The following is a 17,461-nucleotide window of genomic DNA, read 5'->3' as shown; positions in this document are numbered from 1 at the left end:
TGGGAAGGGGAAGGGGGTCAGCTCTGGGATACGGCGGCGGGAGCGGGGGCTTCCTCGTCGGTGCGCTCGGTCGCGTCCTCCAGGACGATCCGGCCGATGATCTCGTAGCGCTCGGGCCGCTTGGCCTTGAGGTAGAAGCCGAGGCCGAGGCCGCCGAAGAAGACCGCGCCGACGATCCAGGGGATCGCCTTGAAGAAGAGCGAGTCGGCGGCGAGACCGGCCGCGGTCTCCATGTTGATGACCAGCAGGACGACGACGGCGATCATGCCGATGCCGCCGAGGAGCGGGGCGACGAGGGTCTTGAACCAGTGCCGGTCCTCGGGGTGGTTCCTGCGGAAGTACCCGATGACGGCGAAGGAGCAGAGGGTCTGGACGATGAGGATCGCCATGGTGCCGAGGATCGCGAGCAGTGTGTACAGGTGGATGTAGGGGTCCTGGCCGCTGAGCCAGAAGGCGACGACGAGGCCGATGGCGATGGCGCTCTGCACGTAGGAGGCGATGTACGGCGAACCGTGCTTCGCGTGGGTGCGGCCGAGCGCCGGGTGGAGGAAGCCCTCGCGGCCGATGGCGTACAGGTAGCGCGAGGCGCACTGGTGGAAGGCCATGCCGCAGGCGAACGAGCCGGTCAGGAGCAGCCACTGGAAGGCGTCGACGGCCCAGGCGCCGATGAAGGACTGGGTGGGGGCGAAGAACAGGTCGAGGGGCGAGGCGGAGGCCGACAGCTTCACCGACTCGGTGAGTCCGTTTCCGGCGATCGTCATCCAGGAGACGTAGATGTAGAAGAGGCCGACGCCGATGACGGATATCAGGGTGGCGCGCGGGATGACCTTCTTCGGGTTGCGCGACTCCTCCCCGTACATCGCGGTCGACTCGAAGCCGACCCAGGACCAGAAGGCGAAGAAGAGGCCGAGCCCCGCCGAGGTGCCGCTGAAGGCGTTCATCGGGTTGATCGGCTCGACCGGGATGCCGTCGGGGCCGCCGCCGGCGATCAGCACGGCGGTGGCGACCGCGAAGAGGACCGCGATCTCGGCGATCAGCATCACACCGAGCGCCTTGGCCGTCAGGTTGATGTCGAAGTACGAGAGGACGGCCGTCACGGCCAGCATGACCGCCGCGTACAGGATCCAGGGAAGGTCGACGCCGAGCTGGTCGGCGACCGTCGTCTTGGTGAAGTACGCGAAGACGCCGACGATCGAGGCCTCGAAGACGATGTACGCGAGGACCGCGAGCATGCCGGACGCCATGCCGGCGATCCGGCCGAGGCCGTGCGAGATGTAGCCGTAGAAAGCGCCCGCGGCCGTGATCCGCTTGGCCATGGCGACGTAGCCGACGGAGAAGACGGTCAGGACGAGCGTCGCGAAGAGATATCCGGCGGGTGCGCCGGTGCCGTTGCCGAAGCCGACGGCGATGGGGAGGTTGCCGGTCATCGCGGTGATCGGGGCCGCGGTGGCCACGGCCATGAAGACGACGCCGACCAGACCGACGGAGTTCGCCTTCAGCCGGTGGACCTCTGGGGTGGAGTTCTTTGCCATGCCGCGAGAGCATCCTCGCGTGTGACACAGGCCACAATCGACATGCGGTCGCACAATTCACGCCACGGGGCGACGAGTTGTCGCCCCGATGCACGAAGTGTCCGGTCCCGTAACCCTCGGGTGATGTCACAGGAACACGGACGGGGGGTAGCGTCCGGCCCCATGGACAATCAGGGCGGGATCACCGTGCAGCGGGCGCTCGAACTCCCGGGGCTGCGCAGCGGGCTCCCGGAGGTCGTCGCCGGCGCGGACCGGCTGCACCGCACGGTGCGCTGGGTGCACGCGGGCGAGGTGCCGAACATCGCGTCGCTGCTCAAGGGCGGCGAGCTGCTGCTGACCACGGGCCTCGGTCTCGGCACCCGCCCGGCCGAGCAGCGGGCCTTCGTCCGCCGGCTCGCCGACCGGGGCATCGCGGCGCTCGTGGTGGAGCTCGGCCCGCGCTTCGCCCGCCTCCCGGCGACGATAGTGGAGACTGCGCGGGCGGCCGGTCTGCCCCTCGTCCAGCTCCACCGCGAGGTCCCCTTCGTGGCCGTGACGGAGGAGATCCACACCGAGATCGTCAACGGCCACTACGCGCTCCTCCGCCAGGCCGAGGAGGTCCACCGGCAGTGCACGGAGGCCCTGCTCGGCGGCGGCGGGATCCCGCAGGTCCTGCGCATCCTCTCCGACTTCGCCGCGAACCCGGTCTTCCTGGAGACCGCCGACGGACAGCTGCTGTACGCGGCGGGCACCGAGTCCGGGCCCGCCGACCCGCTCCAGGTCTGGGACGGGCTGCGCGGCGGGCGGGCGGCCCGCGAATCCGGCCCGCCCACCGGCACGGTCCTCGTCGACGTGCCGGGCGGCGGCCCCGGTACGGGCTCGGTCCGGGCCCGTCTGGTCCTCCTCGCGGTCTCCGGCGCCCTCTCCCCCGTCCACCGGATGGCGGCCGAGCGGGCGGCGGGCATCCTCGCCGTGGTCCTCATGCAGGCGCGCCAGGAGGAGGAGCTGGCCGCGCGCGGCCGCGGCGACTTCCTGACGGACCTGGCGGAGGGCCGGATCACCGCGGAGGCCGCCCCCGCCCAGGCCCGGGTCCTCGGCTTCAAACCGGGCGACGGCCCCCTGCTGCCGGTCGTCATGCGCCTGGCCTCGGAGCTCTCCCCCGCGGGCAACTGGGCGCTGCTCGCCCGGGCGGTCCTCGAAGAGCTGTCCTCGGTCGGCGTCCCCGTCCTCCTCGGCGTCCGCCCGGTGGAGGGACGCGTCCCCCTGCTCCTCGGTCTGCGCTCGGAGACGGAGCGCACGGCCGTCGCCGACCGGGTCGCGGCGGCGCTCCGCGCAGGCGTGGAGCGGGCCGGCCTGGAACGCGCGGGCGTCCACCCGCCGGTGGTCGTCGTGGGCGTCGCCGGCAGCTGGGCGGCGGCCTCCGCGGGCCTTCGGCACGCGGCGGAGACGGCGACGGCCGCGCAGGGCCTCTCGGAGCTCCCCTGGTACGACGCCCGCCGCCTCGACATCGATCTGCTCCTGTGGCGGCTGCGCGACCATCCGGACCTGGCGGCCTTCGTGGACCGCGCGATCGGCCCCCTCCGCGACCACGACCGCACGTCCCGCCCGCCGCTGCTTCCCACCCTGGAGACGTACCTGGCCCACGCGGGCCGGAAGGCGGAGACGGCCCGCGAACTCCACCTCAACCGCCAGACCCTCTACAACCGCCTGGCCCGCATCTCCGAACTCCTGGGCACGGACCTGGACGACCCCCAGACGGTCCTGGCCCTCTCGCTCGCCCTGAGGGCGAGACGCCACACGACATAGCCCGCCCGCGGCCAGGCACCACCCAGGCCCGTTGTGGGCATGCGTTCCGCCGGGGCGGAACGGGTGGGCACAACCGCCCACCGGCCCGCGGACGCAGGCCGGCCCCGGGGTTCGGGGGCGGAGCCCCCGGTCTCGTCAGAGTTTCGGGAAGGGGTGGGGTGCGGTGGGGGAAAACACCCCACCCCACCCCACCGCGTCAGCGCCCCGCCAGCTCGTCGTACACGCTCAGCACGTGCGCGACCGTCTCGTCCTCCGTCGGCCACGTCCCCGCCTGCACCCGCCCCGCCGCCGCCAGGTCCATCCGCCGCTCGGCGTCGTCCAGCAGCCCCCGCACCGCCCCCGCGAGGGCCGCCGCGTCCCCGTACGGCACCAGTTCCGCCGCGTCCCCGACGAGCTCCGGCACCCCGCCGACCGCCGTCGCGACCAGCGGCACGCCGAGCCGCAGCGCCTCCTGCGCGAGCAGGGAGCGGGCCTCCCGGCGCGACGGGAGCACCGCCACGTCCGCCGCGGCCAGCAGCTCCGCGACGTCGTCGCGGCGCCCGATCAGCCGCACCGCGAGCCCCTCGTCGGTGATCCGCCGCTGCAGCGCGGCCCGTTCGCGCCCCTCGCCCGCGATGACGAGCAGCGGCTGCGGGTCGAGGTCCCGCCACGACCGTGCCGCGTCGAGCAGCGTCCCGTACCCCCGGCCCCGTTCGAGCGCCCCGACCGCCATCAGCAACGGCCGTTCGACCGCGCCCAGTTCGGCGCGGGCCTTGCCGTCGTGGAGGCAGACCGGCCCCCGCGCGGCCGGCACGGTGATGGGCGCGAGCCGCGCGTCGCGCGCCCCGCGCCGCCGGGCCCGGGCGACGAGTTCGGACGACGTGCCGAGGACGACGGACGCGGCCCGCACGGTCCGCCGCTCCAGGAGCCGCTGTACCCCACCGCGCGCCCCGTCCAGGTGGTTCCGGCTGTGCCAGGTGGTGACGAGCGGCGTCCGCCCGCCGCCGGACGGCCCCCTGCCGGAGGACGGCGCCGCCAGCGCGAGCGCGGCCCGCACGGAGGCCTGCAGCCCGTGGGCGTGGACCACGTCCGCGCCGAGGCAGGCGTTACGGAGCGCGGTGACGGTCGCGGGGTCCCCGAGGCGCGGCAGGGGCACGAAGTGCGCGCCGGCGCCCAGGTAGTCGTAGAGACGGTCGAGTTCTGCCGGGGCGCACACGGTCACCCGCACGCCCCTCGCCACCAGGCCAGAGGCGAGTGATCGGACGTGAGAGCTGCTGCCCGCGCTGCCGCCGCCCAGCACTTGGACCGTACGGAGCTGTGTCACGCGCCCAAGGATGCCAGCCCGTGCCGTCGACCGTACGCACGTTCCGCCACCGAAGTGGCGTCGTTCCCTTGTACGGAGGCGGTCCACCGTCCCGGCCCACCCCAGGGTTCACCCACTCGGGTGAGCGCGCGAGGCGACGCCCCGCTCCCCCCACACCGCGGCGGCGACAAGACCCATCGCGTGCGCGGCGAGGCCGATCCGTCCGTTCCCGACGGCGATCGCGGCGCCGACGGCCGCGCCGAGCGCGTGCGCCCCCATGTCGCCGAGCATCGCGCGCTCCCCCAGGTCGTCGCCGAGGACCGCCGCCGCCGCTCCCATCGGTGCGGCGGCGAGCGAGCCGCGCAGCACCCCGGGCGCGGCGAGCGCGAGCACGGTCAGGCCCGCCCGCCCCGGCCGTACGTCCACGAGGTTCACCAGGTGGGCGCTGCCGGCGATGACGACGCCGGCGAGGACCTTGTCGACGGGCCGTTCCTTGAGCAGCGCCCCGGCCACGAGCGAGGCCGCGCCGATGCCGAGGAGCTTGACGGCTCCGCTGGTCGCCTCACCGTCCCGAAGCGCCGTCAGATGCGCCCGGAAACCGCGCCGGTGGTCGCCACGCAGGTCGTCGTACCGCCCGCAGACGGCCGCCACGACGACGGCCAGGGCGGCGCCGGGCGCGAGGGCAGGCCCTAGGGGCGCGACGGCGGCCGCCGAGCCGAAGGCGGCGGCGGCTCCGGCCTGGAGAACGACCGGCCGGCCCGCGTAGTTGACCCGTTCCCAGCTGAGCGGGTTCCCCGGCGGTCGCCGCCTCAACTGCCCGTACGCGAGCCGGGTGGCGCCGAAAGCCACGGCGAACGTACCGATCCGCCCCACATCACGCCTCACACGCCCGCCCGCCTCAGATCCCGCCTCACAGGCCCGACCCGGGTCCGCGCCTCACCCGTCCGACCCGGATCCGCGCCCCGGGCCGCGCCTCACCCGTCCGACCTGGCCGTGGCGAGGAGCTCCTCCGCGTGCGCCCTCGCCGTCTCGGAGTCCTCCTGGCCGGCGAGCATCCGGGACAGCTCCCGGACCCGCTCCTCGCCCTCCAGGACGGTGACGCCGGAGCGGGTCACGGAGCCGTCGTTGGTCTTCTCGACGAGCAGCTGCCGGTCGGCGAAGGCCGCGACCTGCGGCAGGTGGGTGACGACGACGACCTGCGCGGTCTTGGCGAGCTTGGCGAGCCGCCGGCCGATCTCCACGGCCGCCTTGCCGCCGACGCCCGCGTCGACCTCGTCGAAGAGGTACGTCGGGACGGGATCGGTCCCCGCGAAGACGACCTCCACCGCGAGCATCACGCGGGAGAGCTCGCCGCCGGAGGCGCCCTTGGCGATCGGCCGCGGCGGCGCGCCGGGGTGCGGGGCGAGCAGCAGCTCGACCTCGTCGGCCCCGGACGGCCCGTACGCGACCCGCCGGCCGCCGACCTCGACGCCCTCCGGGTCCTCGGTCTGGCTGATGTCGAACGACACGCGCGCGTGCGGCATGGCGAGCGAGGCGAGCTCGGCGGTGACCGCCCCGGCGAACCGGTCGGCCGTCTCCGTGCGAGCGTCGGTGAGCCCCTGGGCGAGGACGGACAGTTCGTCGCGCAGCCGGTCCCGCTCGGCGGTCAGCTCCTCGACGCGGTCGTCGTCGCCCTCCAGCTCGCCGAGCCGGGCCGCGCTCTCCTCGGCCCAGGCGAGGACGGCCGTGATGTCCTGGCCGTACTTCCGGGTGAGCTGGGTGAGGGCCGCGCGCCGCTCCTCGACGGCGGCGAGCCGCAGCGGGTCGGCGTCCAGGTCGTCGGCGTACCCGGCGAGCTCCCCGGCCACGTCGCCGAGCAGGATGGAGATCTCCCCCATCTGGTCGGCGAGCGCCGCGAGCGCCGCGTCGTGCGCCCGTACGGCCTCCAGGGCCCGTCCCGCGCCGGCGACGAGGGTCGTCGCGTCGACGGCCTCGGGGTCCTCGGGGTTGCCCGCGAGCGCGCCGTGCGCGAGCGCGGCGGCGGAGGCGAGGGCCTCGGCGTGCCCGAGCCGCTCCGCCTCCGCGGCGAGTTCGACGTCCTCCCCGGCGAGCGGGGCGACGGCCTCGATCTCGCCGAGCCCGAAGCGCAGCAGATCGGCCTCCTGGGCCCGCTCCCGGGCCCGGGTGGTGATCTCCTCCAGCTCGGCGGTGACGGCGCGCAGCCGCTTGTACGCCTCGCCGTAGGCGGCGAGCGGTACGGCGACGGCCTCGCCCGCGTACCGGTCGAGCGCGCCGCGCTGCCGGGCGGGCTTGAGCAGGCCCTGCTGGTCGGTCTGGCCGTGGACGGCGACGAGCTCGTCGGCGAGCTCGGCGAGCAGCCCGACGGGCACGGAGCGCCCGCCGAGGTGGGCCCGTGAGCGTCCCTCGGCCGAGATGGTGCGGCTGACGAGGAGCATGCCGTCGTCGAGCTCCGCCCCGGCCTCCTCCGCGCGCACGGCGGCGGGCGCGCCCGGGGGCACGCTGATCCGTCCTTCGACGACGGCCGAGGCCGCGCCGATCCGTACGAGGGCCGGGTCGGCCCGTCCACCGAGCAGCAAGCCCAGACTGGTCACGACCATGGTCTTGCCCGCACCGGTCTCACCGGTCACCGCGGTGAAGCCGGGCGACAGCTCGACCACCGCGTCGTCGATGACCCCGAGCGACCGTATCCGCATCTCCTCCAGCACGCCCCAGACCATACGAGGTTTCCCTGGTCCGATGCGACATCGCCCCGGGCGTAACTCTCCGGCGCGCCGATCGTTCGGGCGGCGGGAGCCGGCGCCGCGAGGAACGACGTACGTCAGTGCGGAGCGCCCCGCCACCCCGACACCGGCAGGGCGAACTTGGCGACCAGCCGGTCCGTGAAGGAGGCGTGGTGCAGCCGGGCCAGCCGTACGGGCACGGCACCCCGCCGCACCTCGACCCGCGCGCCCGCCGGAAGCTCCACGGTCCGTCGCCCGTCGCACCACAGCACGCCGTGCGGGGTGTGCGGCTCGACCTCGACGGCGAGCACCGACTCGGGGGTGGTGACGAGCGGCTTGGCGAACAGCGCGTGGGCGCCGATCGGGACCATGAGCAGGGCCTCGACCTCCGGCCACACGACCGGTCCGCCCGCCGAGAAGGCGTACGCGGTGGAGCCCGTCGGTGTCGCGCAGATCACCCCGTCGCAGCCGAAGCCGGTCACGGGACGGCCGTCGATCGCGAGCACGACCTCCAGCATCCGCTCCGGCGACACCTTCTGGACGGCCGCCTCGTTGAGGGCCCAGTCGCGGTGCAGGACGTCGCCGTTCTCGTACACGACGACGTCGAGCGTCATGCGCTCCTCGACCTCGTACGCCCTCGTCACGACCCGGTCGACGACCTTGTCGAGGTCGTCCCGCTCGGCCTCCGCGAGGAAGCCGACGCGGCCCAGGTTGATCCCGAGCATCGGGACCCCGGAGGCCCGGGAGAACTCGGCGCCCCGCAGCAGTGTGCCGTCGCCGCCGAGGACGACGAGGAGTTCACAGCCGTCGAGGGCGTCGGAGCAGGCCTCCGGCACCTTCTCGACGGACGGCGGCAGCGGCAGGTCCGAGGCCTCGGCCTCCAGGACGCGGACGCCGATGCCACAGCGCAGCAGCCCCAGGACGACCAGTTCGGCGCTGCGCACGGCGGCGGGCCTGCCGGTGTGTGCGAGCAGGAAGACGGTGCGTGATGTTCCCGATGGTGCTGCCGTTGAGCTCAACGAGGTCCCTCCGCCACGGCGCGGTCGACGTCCGCCGGATCGAGCGCGGGTGCGCCGGCCCGCAGCCACAGAAAGTACTCGACGTTCCCGGAGGGTCCGGGCAGCGGGCTGGCGGTGACGCCGAGGACACCGAGTCCGAGCTCGGCCGCCCGCCGGGCGACGTTCTTCACGGCGTCGGCCCGGAGTTCGGTGCTCCGCACGACCCCGCCCGTACCGAGCCGCTCCTTGCCCACCTCGAACTGCGGCTTGACCATCAGGACGAGGTCGGCGTCGGGCGCCGTGCACGCCACCAGGGCGGGCAGCACGAGGCCGAGCGGGATGAAGGACAGGTCGCCGACGACCAGGTCGACCGGGACTCCGTCGATCGCGTCGAGCGTCAACTCGCGTACGTTCGTCCGGTCCTTCACGGTGACGCGCTCGTCGCTCTGGAGCGACCAGGCGAGCTGCCCGTAGCCGACGTCGACGGCGACGACATGGGCGGCGCCGGAGCGCAGCAGCACGTCGGTGAAGCCGCCGGTGGAGGCTCCGGCGTCCAGGGCGCGCCGGCCCTCGACCCGCAGCCCCTGCGGTACGAAGGCCTCGAAGGCCCCGGCGAGCTTGTGGCCGCCGCGCGAGACGTAGTCGGGGTCGTCGTCGTCCTGGACGACGACGATGGCCGCGGCGGTCTCGACCTGGGTGGCGGGCTTGGTGGCGACGGTCTTGCCGACGGTCACCCGGCCCGCGGCGATCAGCTGGCTGGCGTGCTCGCGCGAGCGCGCGAGCTTGCGCCGTACCAGCTCGGCGTCGAGACGGCGGCGTGCCACTCCTGCCACGTTCGGTTCAGCTCCTGTGGTCGTGCGGACGGGGGGCGGGACGCGCGTCGAGCGAGGTCAGCTCGGCGCGCAGTCCACGGTGTACATCCTCGTACACCGCCAGGTGTCCGTCCGCCGGGAGGTGGTCCACCTCGCCGAGCCGCGCCAGGTGGGCGTCGACGGCGTCGTGGCCGGTGAGCTCCAGGTCGACGCCGAGCGGCGCGGGCGCGGCGGGCTCGTGGTCCTCCGTGGCCCCCGTGGCCTCCTCCGCCTCCTCCGCCTCCCGCTCGATGGTTCCCCGCTCGGTCGTCGTATCGCTCATCCCCCGACGCTATCGCGAAGCCCTGGGGTACGGTCGACCGCGATGGCGACGATCACTGAGTGCCGTGGCGCACTGGACAGACTTTCGGACAATCTCGCGCGGGCCGACGGCGACGTGCGGGGTGCGACCGCGCTCGACCGCACCCTGAGCTGCCACATCACGGACCTGGACACGACCTTCACGGGCCGTCTCGCCGACGGCCGGATCGAGGTCGTGGACACGGTGCCGGGCCCGCCGCCGGCGAAGGCGCAGATCCGGCTCGCGATGACCGGTGACGACCTGGTGGCGATGGTGGGCGGGGAGCTGAACTTCGCGAAGGCCTGGGCGTCCGGCCGGGTCAGGCTGGAGGCCGGCTTCCGCGACCTGCTGAAGCTGCGCTCGCTCCTGTAGGACCGCCCCGACGGTCCTACTTCCGCAGCGCGGGGACGCCCTCGGCCTGGCCGTCGGCCTGACCCTCGGTCTGGCCCTCTGTCGGGCCCTCGGTCTTCCGGGCCCGCGCCTTGCGTCCGGCCGGTACGACCAGCGGCGTACCGGTCTCCGGGTCCTCGATGACCTGGCAGCGCAGTCCGAAGACCCGCTCGACGAGCTCGGCCGTGACGACCTCGGACGGCGGGCCCTCGGCGACGACCTCGCCGTCCCGGACGGCGATGAGGTGGGTCGCGTACCGGGCCGCGTGGTTGAGGTCGTGGAGGACGGCGACGAGCGTCCGGCCCTGTGTCTCGTGCAGCTCGGCACAGAGGTCGAGGACGTCGATCTGGTGCTGGATGTCGAGGAACGTCGTCGGCTCGTCGAGGAGCAGCAGCGGAGTCTGCTGGGCGAGCGCCATGGCGATCCACACCCGCTGGCGTTGCCCGCCGGAGAGCTCGTCGACGTACCGCTCGGCCAGTTCGGCGACGCCCGTCGAGGCCATCGACTCCTGGACGATCCGCTCGTCCTCGGGCGACCACTGCCGCAGCAGCCCCTGGTGCGGGTAGCGGCCCCGGGCGACGAGGTCGGCGACGGTGATGCCGTCGGGCGCGATCGAGGACTGGGGCAGCAGACCGAGGGTCTTGGCGACCTTCTTGGCGGGCAGGGAGTGGATCGACGCCCCGTCGAGCAGGACGCGACCCTCGGCGGGCTTCAGCATCCGGGAGAGGGCGCGCAGGAGGGTCGACTTGCCGCAGGCGTTGGGCCCGACGATGACGGTGAAGGAGTGGTCGGGGATCTCGACGGACAGGTCACGGGCGATGACCCGCTGCTCGTACGCGAGGGTGACCGATTCCGCGCTCAGACGCTGCTTCTGCCGACCGGCCATGCTCGTACTCCTGTTGTCCTTGTTCGTGGTCATATCCGGCCCGCCTTGCGTTCGGTGACGAGCAGCCAGAGCAGATAGCAGCCGCCGAGGATGCCGGTGACGACGCCGACCGGGAGCTGGCGCTCGCCGAAGGCGTTGGTGGCGATCCAGTCGGCGCCGAGCAGCAGCGCCGAGCCCATGAGGGCGGAGGCGGCGAGGTTGGGCCCGGGGGCCCGGGTCAGCCGGCGGGCCAGCTGGGGCGCGCTCAGCGAGACGAAGACGATCGGCCCGGCGGCGGAGGTGGCGACGGCGACGAGCAGCACGGCCGAGGCCATCAGGACGATCCGGGTCCGCTCGACCTTCACCCCGAGGGCGTACGCGGCGTCGTCGCCCATCTCCAGCATGCGCAGGGCCCTGCCGTGGCCGAGGACGAGCGGCAGCAGGACGCAGCAGACGGCGAACAGCGGCCAGAACTGGGACCAGTCGCGCCCGTCGAGGGAGCCGGTCATCCACACGGTGGCGCGGGTCGCGTCCGACAGGTTGGCCTTGGTGATCAGGTAGTGGATGACGGAGGTGAGCATCGCGGCGGCGCCGATGCCGACGAGGACGAGCCGGTAGCCGTGCACGCCCTTCTTCCACGCCAGCAGATAGATCGTCACGCCGGTGACGAGCCCGCCGACGACGGCCCCGCCGGCCGCGGCGGCGGCGCTGCCCTGGAAGAGGACGATGACGGCGAGCGCGCCGACGGTGGCGCCCTGGCCGAAGCCGATGACGTCGGGGCTGCCGAGCGGGTTACGGGAGACCGACTGGAAGACGGCTCCGCCGACGGCGAGCGCGGCGCCGACGAGGACGGCGACCAGGACCCGCGGCAGCCGCAGGTCCATGACGGCGAACTCCTGGACGACGGTCCCCTTGCCGAGGAGCGTGTCGACGACCTCGCCGGGCGACATGGGGAAGTCCCCGGTGCCGATGAGGACGACGGCGAGGGCGAGGGTGAGCACGAGCAGGCCGAGGGCGGAGAGCGCGGCCCGGGGCTCGTACCGTACGGAGAGGCCGCCGCCGGCCCGCAGGGTCTTGGTGGTCACAGCTGGGCCATCCTCTTGCGGCGGACGAGTCGGATGAAGACGGGCCCGCCGATGAGGGCGGTCACGATGCCGACCTGGAGCTCCGAGGGCCGGGCCACGAGCCGCCCGACGACATCGGAGCCGAGGAGCAGGACCGGCGCGAGAACGGCCGCGTACGGCAGGATCCAGCGCATGTCGGGCCCGGTGATCGCCCGCACCATGTACGGGACCATCAGCCCGAGGAACACGATGGGGCCGCAGGCCGCGGTGGCGGCTCCGCACATCAGGGTGACGGACACCATGGCGATGACGCGGGTCCTGTTGATGTGCGCGCCGAGCGCCCGCGCGGTGTCGTCACCCATCTCCATGGCGTTCAGGGGGCGCGAGATGAGAAGCGCGAGGACGGCGCCGCCCAGGATGAAGGGGGCGACCTGGCGAATGGTCGCCATGTCGGCGGAGGCGAGCGATCCGACGGTCCAGAACCGCAGCCGGTCGAGGGCGGCGGAGTTCAGCAACTGGACGGCGTTGACGTACCCGTAGAGCGCGGCGGTGGCGGCGGTCCCGGCGAGCGCGAGGCGCACCGGGGTGGCGCTGCGGCTGCCCCCGAGCAGATAGACGACCACGGCGACGACAGCGGCTCCGACGAAGGCGAACCAGACGTAGTCCTTGACGTCGGACACCCCGAGGAACGCGATCGCCGAGACGACGGCGGCGGCGGCCCCCGCGTTGACCCCGAGCAGCCCGGGCTCGGCGAGCGGATTACGGGTCAGCCCCTGCATCACGGCCCCGGACAGCCCGAGAGCGAGCCCGACGAGCAGCCCGAGGAGAGTACGAGGGACGCGTACGTCATGGATGACGACGTCATTGCCGACACCGCTGTTCCGGAACAACCCGTGCCACACGTCGCCGAGCGGCACCGGCTTGGCGCCGATCATGATGCTCAGGACACAGACCAGCAGCAGGACCGCTACGGCCACCACCAGCCCGACGGCACGCACGGAGTTCCGGCGCGTCGGAGACGGGGCGGCGGACGTCGGCTCCGCGCTCGCTCGGGAGGGACTCTCAACCAACACGGAGTTAGGTTAGCCTACCCAATTTTCTGCCCTCGCCCGGCTCAGGGCGAAGCCCCCGGCCGGGACAGCGGGACCCTCACCACCCCAGCAGGGGAACCCTCACCACCCCAGCAACGCCAACGCCTTCCCCGCGTCCGCCTCACACACCCCATTGCCCGCGGCAGACCACGCGGCCCCGCACAGCGCCCGCACCCCGTCCATCACATCCGCCCCGGAGGCCGCCCCCGCAGCCCCCTCCAGCAGCAACTCGCCCCCGCTCACCGACGCCCGCCACCCCCCGCACACCACGACTCCCCCGGCCTCCCCGACGACCTCCGGCTGCTCCACGAGCAGCCCCCGCAGATCCGCCGCCACATACGTCGGCCGATGCTCCGGCGCCGCCGTCAGCAGCTGCGGCACATCCGTCACCCCGGTGAGGACGAGCAGCGAGTCCACCCCGCCGTTGAACGCGCCCTCGATGTCCGTGTCCAGCCGGTCCCCGACCACCAGCGGCCGCTCGGCCCCCGTCCGCAGCACCGTCTCCCGGTGCATCGGCGGCAGCGGCTTCCCCGCGACCTTCGGCTCCGCCCGGCCCCCGCTGGCGATCCGCACGACCTCCACCGCGGCACCGTTCCCCGGCCCGATCCCCCGCGCGCCCGGAATCGTCAGGTCGGTGTTCGAGGCGTACCACGGCACCCCCCGCTGCACCGCGTACGCCGCCTCCGCGAACCGCCCCCACGGCAGGTCAGGACCGCCGTACCCCTGGACGACCGCCGCCGGTTCGTAGTCCGCCGACTCCACCGGTACGAGGCCCCGCTCGCGCAGCGCCACCCGCAGCCCCTCACCCCCGATGACCAACACCCGCGAGCCCGGCGGCACTTCGTCGGCGATCAGCCGCGCGACCGCCTGCGCCGAGGTGACCACGTCCCCGGCCACCGCCGGCACCCCCAGCTCGGTGAGGTGCGTCGCGACCTCCTCCGGCGTCCGCAGCGCGTTGTTGGTGACGTAGGCCAGGTGCATGCCGCCGGTCCGTGCCACCCCGAGCGCCTCGACGGCGTACGGAATGGCCTCCCCGCCCGCGTACACGACACCGTCCAGGTCGAGGAGCGCCGTGTCGTACGCCGCGCTCAGCGGCACCGCGCTGCTCCCCGGAAGCCTCCTGCCGCCGTCCCGCCGCCCCTGGCCGATCCGCTCCGTCACCACTCGCTCCTCGCCTCGTCACGCCCCGCTCGCCGGGTGAGATTCCCCCGCTCCCCCCGATCATCGCTCATGCCCCCGCACACATACGATGTCGAGATGAACACCTCAGGTCACGCGGCCGACGCCGTCCGCGACGACACCGCAGGGCTGCGCCTGGCCCCGTTCCGCGGACTCCGTTACGTCCCCGAACGGGTCGGCAGCCTCGCCGCCGTGACGTCTCCTCCCTACGACGTCGTCGTACGACCTGACGGACTTCTCCATCTGGAATCGGCCGACCCCCACAACATCGTCCGCCTGATCCTCCCCCAGGCGATCACCGCCGGCACCCGCCACCGCAAGGCGGCCGTCACCCTCGACCGCTGGCTCGCCGACGGCGTCCTCGCCCCGGACCCCGAGCCCGCGCTCTACGTGTACGAGCAGGACGGCGACGGCATCCTCCAGAGGGGCATCATCGGTGCCCTGGAGCTCTCCACGCCGGCCGAGGGAGTGGTCCTCCCCCACGAGGACGTCATGCCGCACGTCGTCGAGGACCGTGCGGCCCTCATGCGGACGACGGCCGCCAATCTGGAGCCCCTGCTCCTCACCTACGTCGGAGAGCCCGACGGCGGCGCCGACGCCGTCATCGAGCGCACCGTCCGCCGCGAGCCCCTGCTCTCCACCACCACGGAGGACGGCTTCCAGCACCGCCTCTGGGCGGTCACCGACCCGGCCGAACAGGCCTTCGTCGCCGCGGAACTCCGTCACCACCAGGCCCTCATCGCCGACGGCCACCACCGCTGGGCGACCTATCTGCGCCTGCGCGAGGAGCACACCGCTCCCGGCCCCTGGAACTACGGCCTGGTCCTCCTCATCGACACCGCCCGCTACCCCCTGCGGGTCCGCGCCATCCACCGCCTCCTCAACCGCCTGCCGGTCGCCGACGCCCTGGCGGCGCTCGGCGACTCCTTCCGGGTACGCCGGATCGAGCGCCCCCTTCCGGTGGCCTTGGAGGCCCTGGCCACCGCCGCGGCCGAAGGCAACGCGTTCCTCCTCGCGGGTGACGGCGCCTTCCATCTCCTCGACCACCCGGACGCCACGCTCCTCGACCGCACGATCCGCACGGACCGCCCGGACGCCTGGCGCACCCTGGACGCGACCGTCCTGCACTCCACCCTCCTGGACCACGTCTGGCACATCCCGGACGCGCCCGAGGACATCGCCTACATCCACGACACCCAGGCAGCGGTCGCCCAGGCGGAACGCCGCGGCGGTACGGCCGTCCTCATGCATCCGGTACGGGAGGAGGTCGTACGGGACCTCGCACGGCAGGGCGTGACCATGCCCCGCAAGTCGACCTCGTTCGGCCCGAAGCCCGCGACCGGCCTGGTCCTGCGAAGCCTCGCACTGGACTGAGCCCCTGGAAAACGAAGAAGGGCGGCACCCCGAGGGGTGCCGCCCTTTCTCACATGTTCACCGGATCAGCGGACGTCACGGTCGTCGACGTCCTCATCCTCGATGTCGTCATCGCTGATGTCCTCGTCACGAACGTCCACGTCCACGTCCAGGTCCAGGTCGCCCTCGACGTCGACATCGACGTCGTCCTCGACCTCGTCGACACGCCCCTCGACGAGCTCGTCCTCCGAGTCGTCGAAGGCGTCCACGAACTCGACGCCGTCCAGCTCGGCGAGCCGGTCCGAGGCGTCCGTGACGCCGTCCTTGTCAGCCTCCAGCGCCTTGGCGAACCACTCCCGCGCCTCGCTCTCCCGCCCGGCGGCGAGCAGCGCGTCGGCGTAGGCGTAGCGCAGGCGCGCGGTCCACGGGTGCACGGCACCGGACGCGAGCTCGGGGCTCTGCAGCGTCACGATCGCGGCGTCCAGCTGGTCCATGTCCCGACGGGCGCCGGCGGCCACGAGCCGCATCTCGACCTGACCGGCCTTGTCCAGCTTCTGCACCTCGGGCTCGCCGGCCATCGCCAGCGCGCGCTCGGGACGGCCCATGCCGCGCTCGCAGTCGGCCATGACGGGCCACAGCTCGACACCACCGCTCATCCGCCGTGCCGCCCGGAACTCGGCCAGCGCCTCGGAGTACTTCTGGGTGGCGTACGCGGCGAAGCCGGCGGCCTCACGCACGGCCGCGACACGCGACGCGAGCCGCAGAGCGATACGGGAGTAGTCGTACGCCTTGTCCGGCTCCTCGTCGATGAGCTGGGCGACCATCACGAGGTTGCGCGAGACTTCCTCGGCCAGCCCCTTGGGGAGGCTCATCAGCTCCTGGCGCACGTCCGGGTCGATCTCGTCACCGGTGACCTCCGGCGGGATCGGCAGCCGCTTGATCGGCGCGCGGTCGCCACGGTCCCGGTCACGGTCGTCCCGCGCCCCGTAGCCACCCCGGTCGTCCCGCCCGCGGAACCCACCACGATCGCCGTCACGCCGGTCGTCACGACGGAAGCCGCCACCGGTGCCACCGCCACGGTTGTCGTCGCGACGGTCGTCACGACGGAAGGGAGGCCGCTCGTCACGACGCTCGTCCCGACGGAACCCACCACCACGGCTGTCATCGCGCCGGTCGTCCCGCTGGAACGAGGACGGCCGCTCGTCACGACGGAACCCACCGCCGGCGCCGCCGCCACGGTTGTCGTCGCGACGGTCGTCACGACGGAACGCCGGCCGCTCGTCACGACGCTCATCGCGACGGAACCCACCACCACGGTTGTCGTCCCGCTGGAAGGAGGACGGCCGCTCGTCACGACGGAAGCCACCGCGGTTGTCATCGCGACGGTCGTCCCGCTGGAACGACGAGGGCCGCTCATCGCGACGGAAGCCACCACCGGTGCCACCGCCACGGTTGTCATCCCGCCCACGGAACCCACCGCCGGCGCCGCCGCCACGGTTGTCGTCACGACGGTCGTCACGACGGAACGCCGGCCGCTCGTCACGACGCTCGTCCCGACGGAACCCACCACCACGGTTGTCGTCCCGCTGGAACGAGGACGGCCGCTCGTCACGACGGAAGCCACCACCGGCGCCGCCACCACGGTTGTCATCCCGACGGTCATCCCGACGGAACGCCGGCCGCTCGTCACGACGCTCATCGCGACGGAACCCACCGCCACGGTTGTCGTCACGGCCTCGGAAGCCACCACCGGTACCGCCACCACGGCTGTCGTCACGGCCACGGAACCCACCACCGGTACCGCCACCACGGTTGTCATCGCGGCCTCGGAAGCCACCACCGGTGCTACCGCCGCGGTTGTCATCGCGACGGAACCCACCGCCGGTACCGCCACCACGGTTGTCATCGCGGCCTCGGAAGCCACCACCGGTGCTACCGCCGCGGTTGTCATCGCGACGGAACCCACCACCGGTACCGCCACCACGGTTGTCATCGCGGCCTCGGAAGCCACCACCGGTGCTACCGCCGCGGTTGTCATCGCGACGGAACC

General features: G+C 73.4%; 16 protein-coding genes. 3 read left to right on the top strand and 13 right to left on the bottom strand.

The features are described from left to right. Window positions 1-17: 17 nt before the first annotated feature. Window positions 18-1,532: an APC family permease gene (locus tag ACWFR1_RS15655; RefSeq protein ID WP_453551092.1), complete on the bottom strand. Its 1,515-nt coding sequence runs from the start codon at window positions 1,530-1,532 to the stop codon at window positions 18-20. Window positions 1,533-1,694: 162 nt separating this feature from the next. Between ACWFR1_RS15655 and ACWFR1_RS15650 the strand changes: the two genes are divergently transcribed. Beyond that, entirely contained in the window at window positions 1,695-3,317 is a 1,623-nt protein-coding gene (locus ACWFR1_RS15650; RefSeq protein ID WP_453551089.1) for a PucR family transcriptional regulator, read from the top strand. Window positions 3,318-3,513: 196 nt separating this feature from the next. Here ACWFR1_RS15650 and ACWFR1_RS15645 read toward each other — a convergent pair whose 3' ends face one another. The 6 genes from ACWFR1_RS15645 to ACWFR1_RS15620 all read right to left on the bottom strand — a co-directional run bounded on the left by ACWFR1_RS15645 (window position 3,514) and on the right by ACWFR1_RS15620 (window position 9,451). Next, window positions 3,514-4,620: a glycosyltransferase family 4 protein gene (locus ACWFR1_RS15645; RefSeq protein ID WP_453551087.1), complete on the bottom strand. Its 1,107-nt coding sequence runs from the start codon at window positions 4,618-4,620 to the stop codon at window positions 3,514-3,516. Between the two features lie 108 nt (window positions 4,621-4,728). Beyond that, on the bottom strand, window positions 4,729-5,484 hold the full coding sequence (locus ACWFR1_RS15640) for a hypothetical protein (RefSeq protein WP_453551085.1): 756 nt from the start codon (window positions 5,482-5,484) through the stop codon (window positions 4,729-4,731). An 89-nt stretch (window positions 5,485-5,573) separates the two neighbouring features. After that, window positions 5,574-7,316: a DNA repair protein RecN gene (recN, locus tag ACWFR1_RS15635; RefSeq protein ID WP_453551083.1), complete on the bottom strand. Its 1,743-nt coding sequence runs from the start codon at window positions 7,314-7,316 to the stop codon at window positions 5,574-5,576. A 101-nt stretch (window positions 7,317-7,417) separates the two neighbouring features. Beyond that, window positions 7,418-8,338, bottom strand: coding sequence for an NAD kinase (locus ACWFR1_RS15630; RefSeq protein ID WP_453551080.1), 921 nt, complete (start codon window positions 8,336-8,338; stop codon window positions 7,418-7,420). Continuing rightward, window positions 8,335-9,150 (bottom strand): TlyA family RNA methyltransferase, encoded by an 816-nt coding sequence (locus tag ACWFR1_RS15625; protein WP_453551077.1) that lies wholly within the window; start codon window positions 9,148-9,150, stop codon window positions 8,335-8,337. The genes ACWFR1_RS15630 and ACWFR1_RS15625 overlap by 4 nt, the downstream gene beginning before the upstream one ends. Window positions 9,151-9,157: 7 nt before the next feature. Further along, window positions 9,158-9,451 (bottom strand): hypothetical protein, encoded by a 294-nt coding sequence (locus ACWFR1_RS15620; RefSeq protein ID WP_453551075.1) that lies wholly within the window; start codon window positions 9,449-9,451, stop codon window positions 9,158-9,160. Between the two features lie 42 nt (window positions 9,452-9,493). On the opposite strand from ACWFR1_RS15620, the gene ACWFR1_RS15615 reads away from it, so the two are divergent. Then, window positions 9,494-9,841: an SCP2 sterol-binding domain-containing protein gene (locus tag ACWFR1_RS15615; RefSeq protein WP_329624245.1), complete on the top strand. Its 348-nt coding sequence runs from the start codon at window positions 9,494-9,496 to the stop codon at window positions 9,839-9,841. A gap of 16 nt (window positions 9,842-9,857) precedes the next feature. On the opposite strand, the gene ACWFR1_RS15610 is transcribed toward ACWFR1_RS15615, so the two are convergent. The 4 genes from ACWFR1_RS15610 to ACWFR1_RS15595 form a co-directional block, all read right to left on the bottom strand. Beyond that, window positions 9,858-10,778 carry an ABC transporter ATP-binding protein gene (locus tag ACWFR1_RS15610; RefSeq protein WP_453551071.1) on the bottom strand — a complete coding sequence of 307 codons (921 nt, stop codon included), beginning with the start codon at window positions 10,776-10,778 and terminating at the stop codon, window positions 9,858-9,860. Then, window positions 10,775-11,809 carry a FecCD family ABC transporter permease gene (locus tag ACWFR1_RS15605; protein ID WP_453551069.1) on the bottom strand — a complete coding sequence of 345 codons (1,035 nt, stop codon included), beginning with the start codon at window positions 11,807-11,809 and terminating at the stop codon, window positions 10,775-10,777. Before ACWFR1_RS15605 ends, ACWFR1_RS15610 begins: the two co-directional genes overlap by 4 nt. Then, window positions 11,806-12,765, bottom strand: a complete 960-nt coding sequence (locus ACWFR1_RS15600) for an iron chelate uptake ABC transporter family permease subunit (RefSeq protein ID WP_453551287.1) — start codon at window positions 12,763-12,765, stop codon at window positions 11,806-11,808. The genes ACWFR1_RS15605 and ACWFR1_RS15600 overlap by 4 nt, the downstream gene beginning before the upstream one ends. Before the next feature lie 195 nt (window positions 12,766-12,960). Then, window positions 12,961-14,028 (bottom strand): HAD hydrolase-like protein, encoded by a 1,068-nt coding sequence (locus ACWFR1_RS15595; protein ID WP_453551285.1) that lies wholly within the window; start codon window positions 14,026-14,028, stop codon window positions 12,961-12,963. A gap of 108 nt (window positions 14,029-14,136) precedes the next feature. Between ACWFR1_RS15595 and ACWFR1_RS15590 the strand changes: the two genes are divergently transcribed. Continuing rightward, a complete protein-coding gene (locus tag ACWFR1_RS15590) occupies window positions 14,137-15,432 on the top strand; it encodes a DUF1015 domain-containing protein (RefSeq protein ID WP_453551067.1) in 1,296 nt (431 codons plus the stop codon). Between the two features lie 65 nt (window positions 15,433-15,497). Here the strand turns inward: ACWFR1_RS15590 and ACWFR1_RS15585 are convergent, their stop codons facing one another. Next, complete coding sequence (locus tag ACWFR1_RS15585) at window positions 15,498-16,283, bottom strand: hypothetical protein (protein ID WP_453551064.1); 786 nt, start codon at window positions 16,281-16,283, stop codon at window positions 15,498-15,500. After that, on the bottom strand, window positions 16,283-17,461 hold a 1,179-nt coding region (locus ACWFR1_RS15580; RefSeq protein WP_453551061.1), incomplete at its 5' end, for a hypothetical protein. The genes ACWFR1_RS15585 and ACWFR1_RS15580, both read right to left, overlap by 1 nt.

The organism is Streptomyces sp. NPDC055103 (assembly GCF_053607625.1).
The sequence above is the reverse complement of the archived record's forward strand: the minus strand, read 5'-3'. Positions and strand labels throughout refer to the sequence as shown.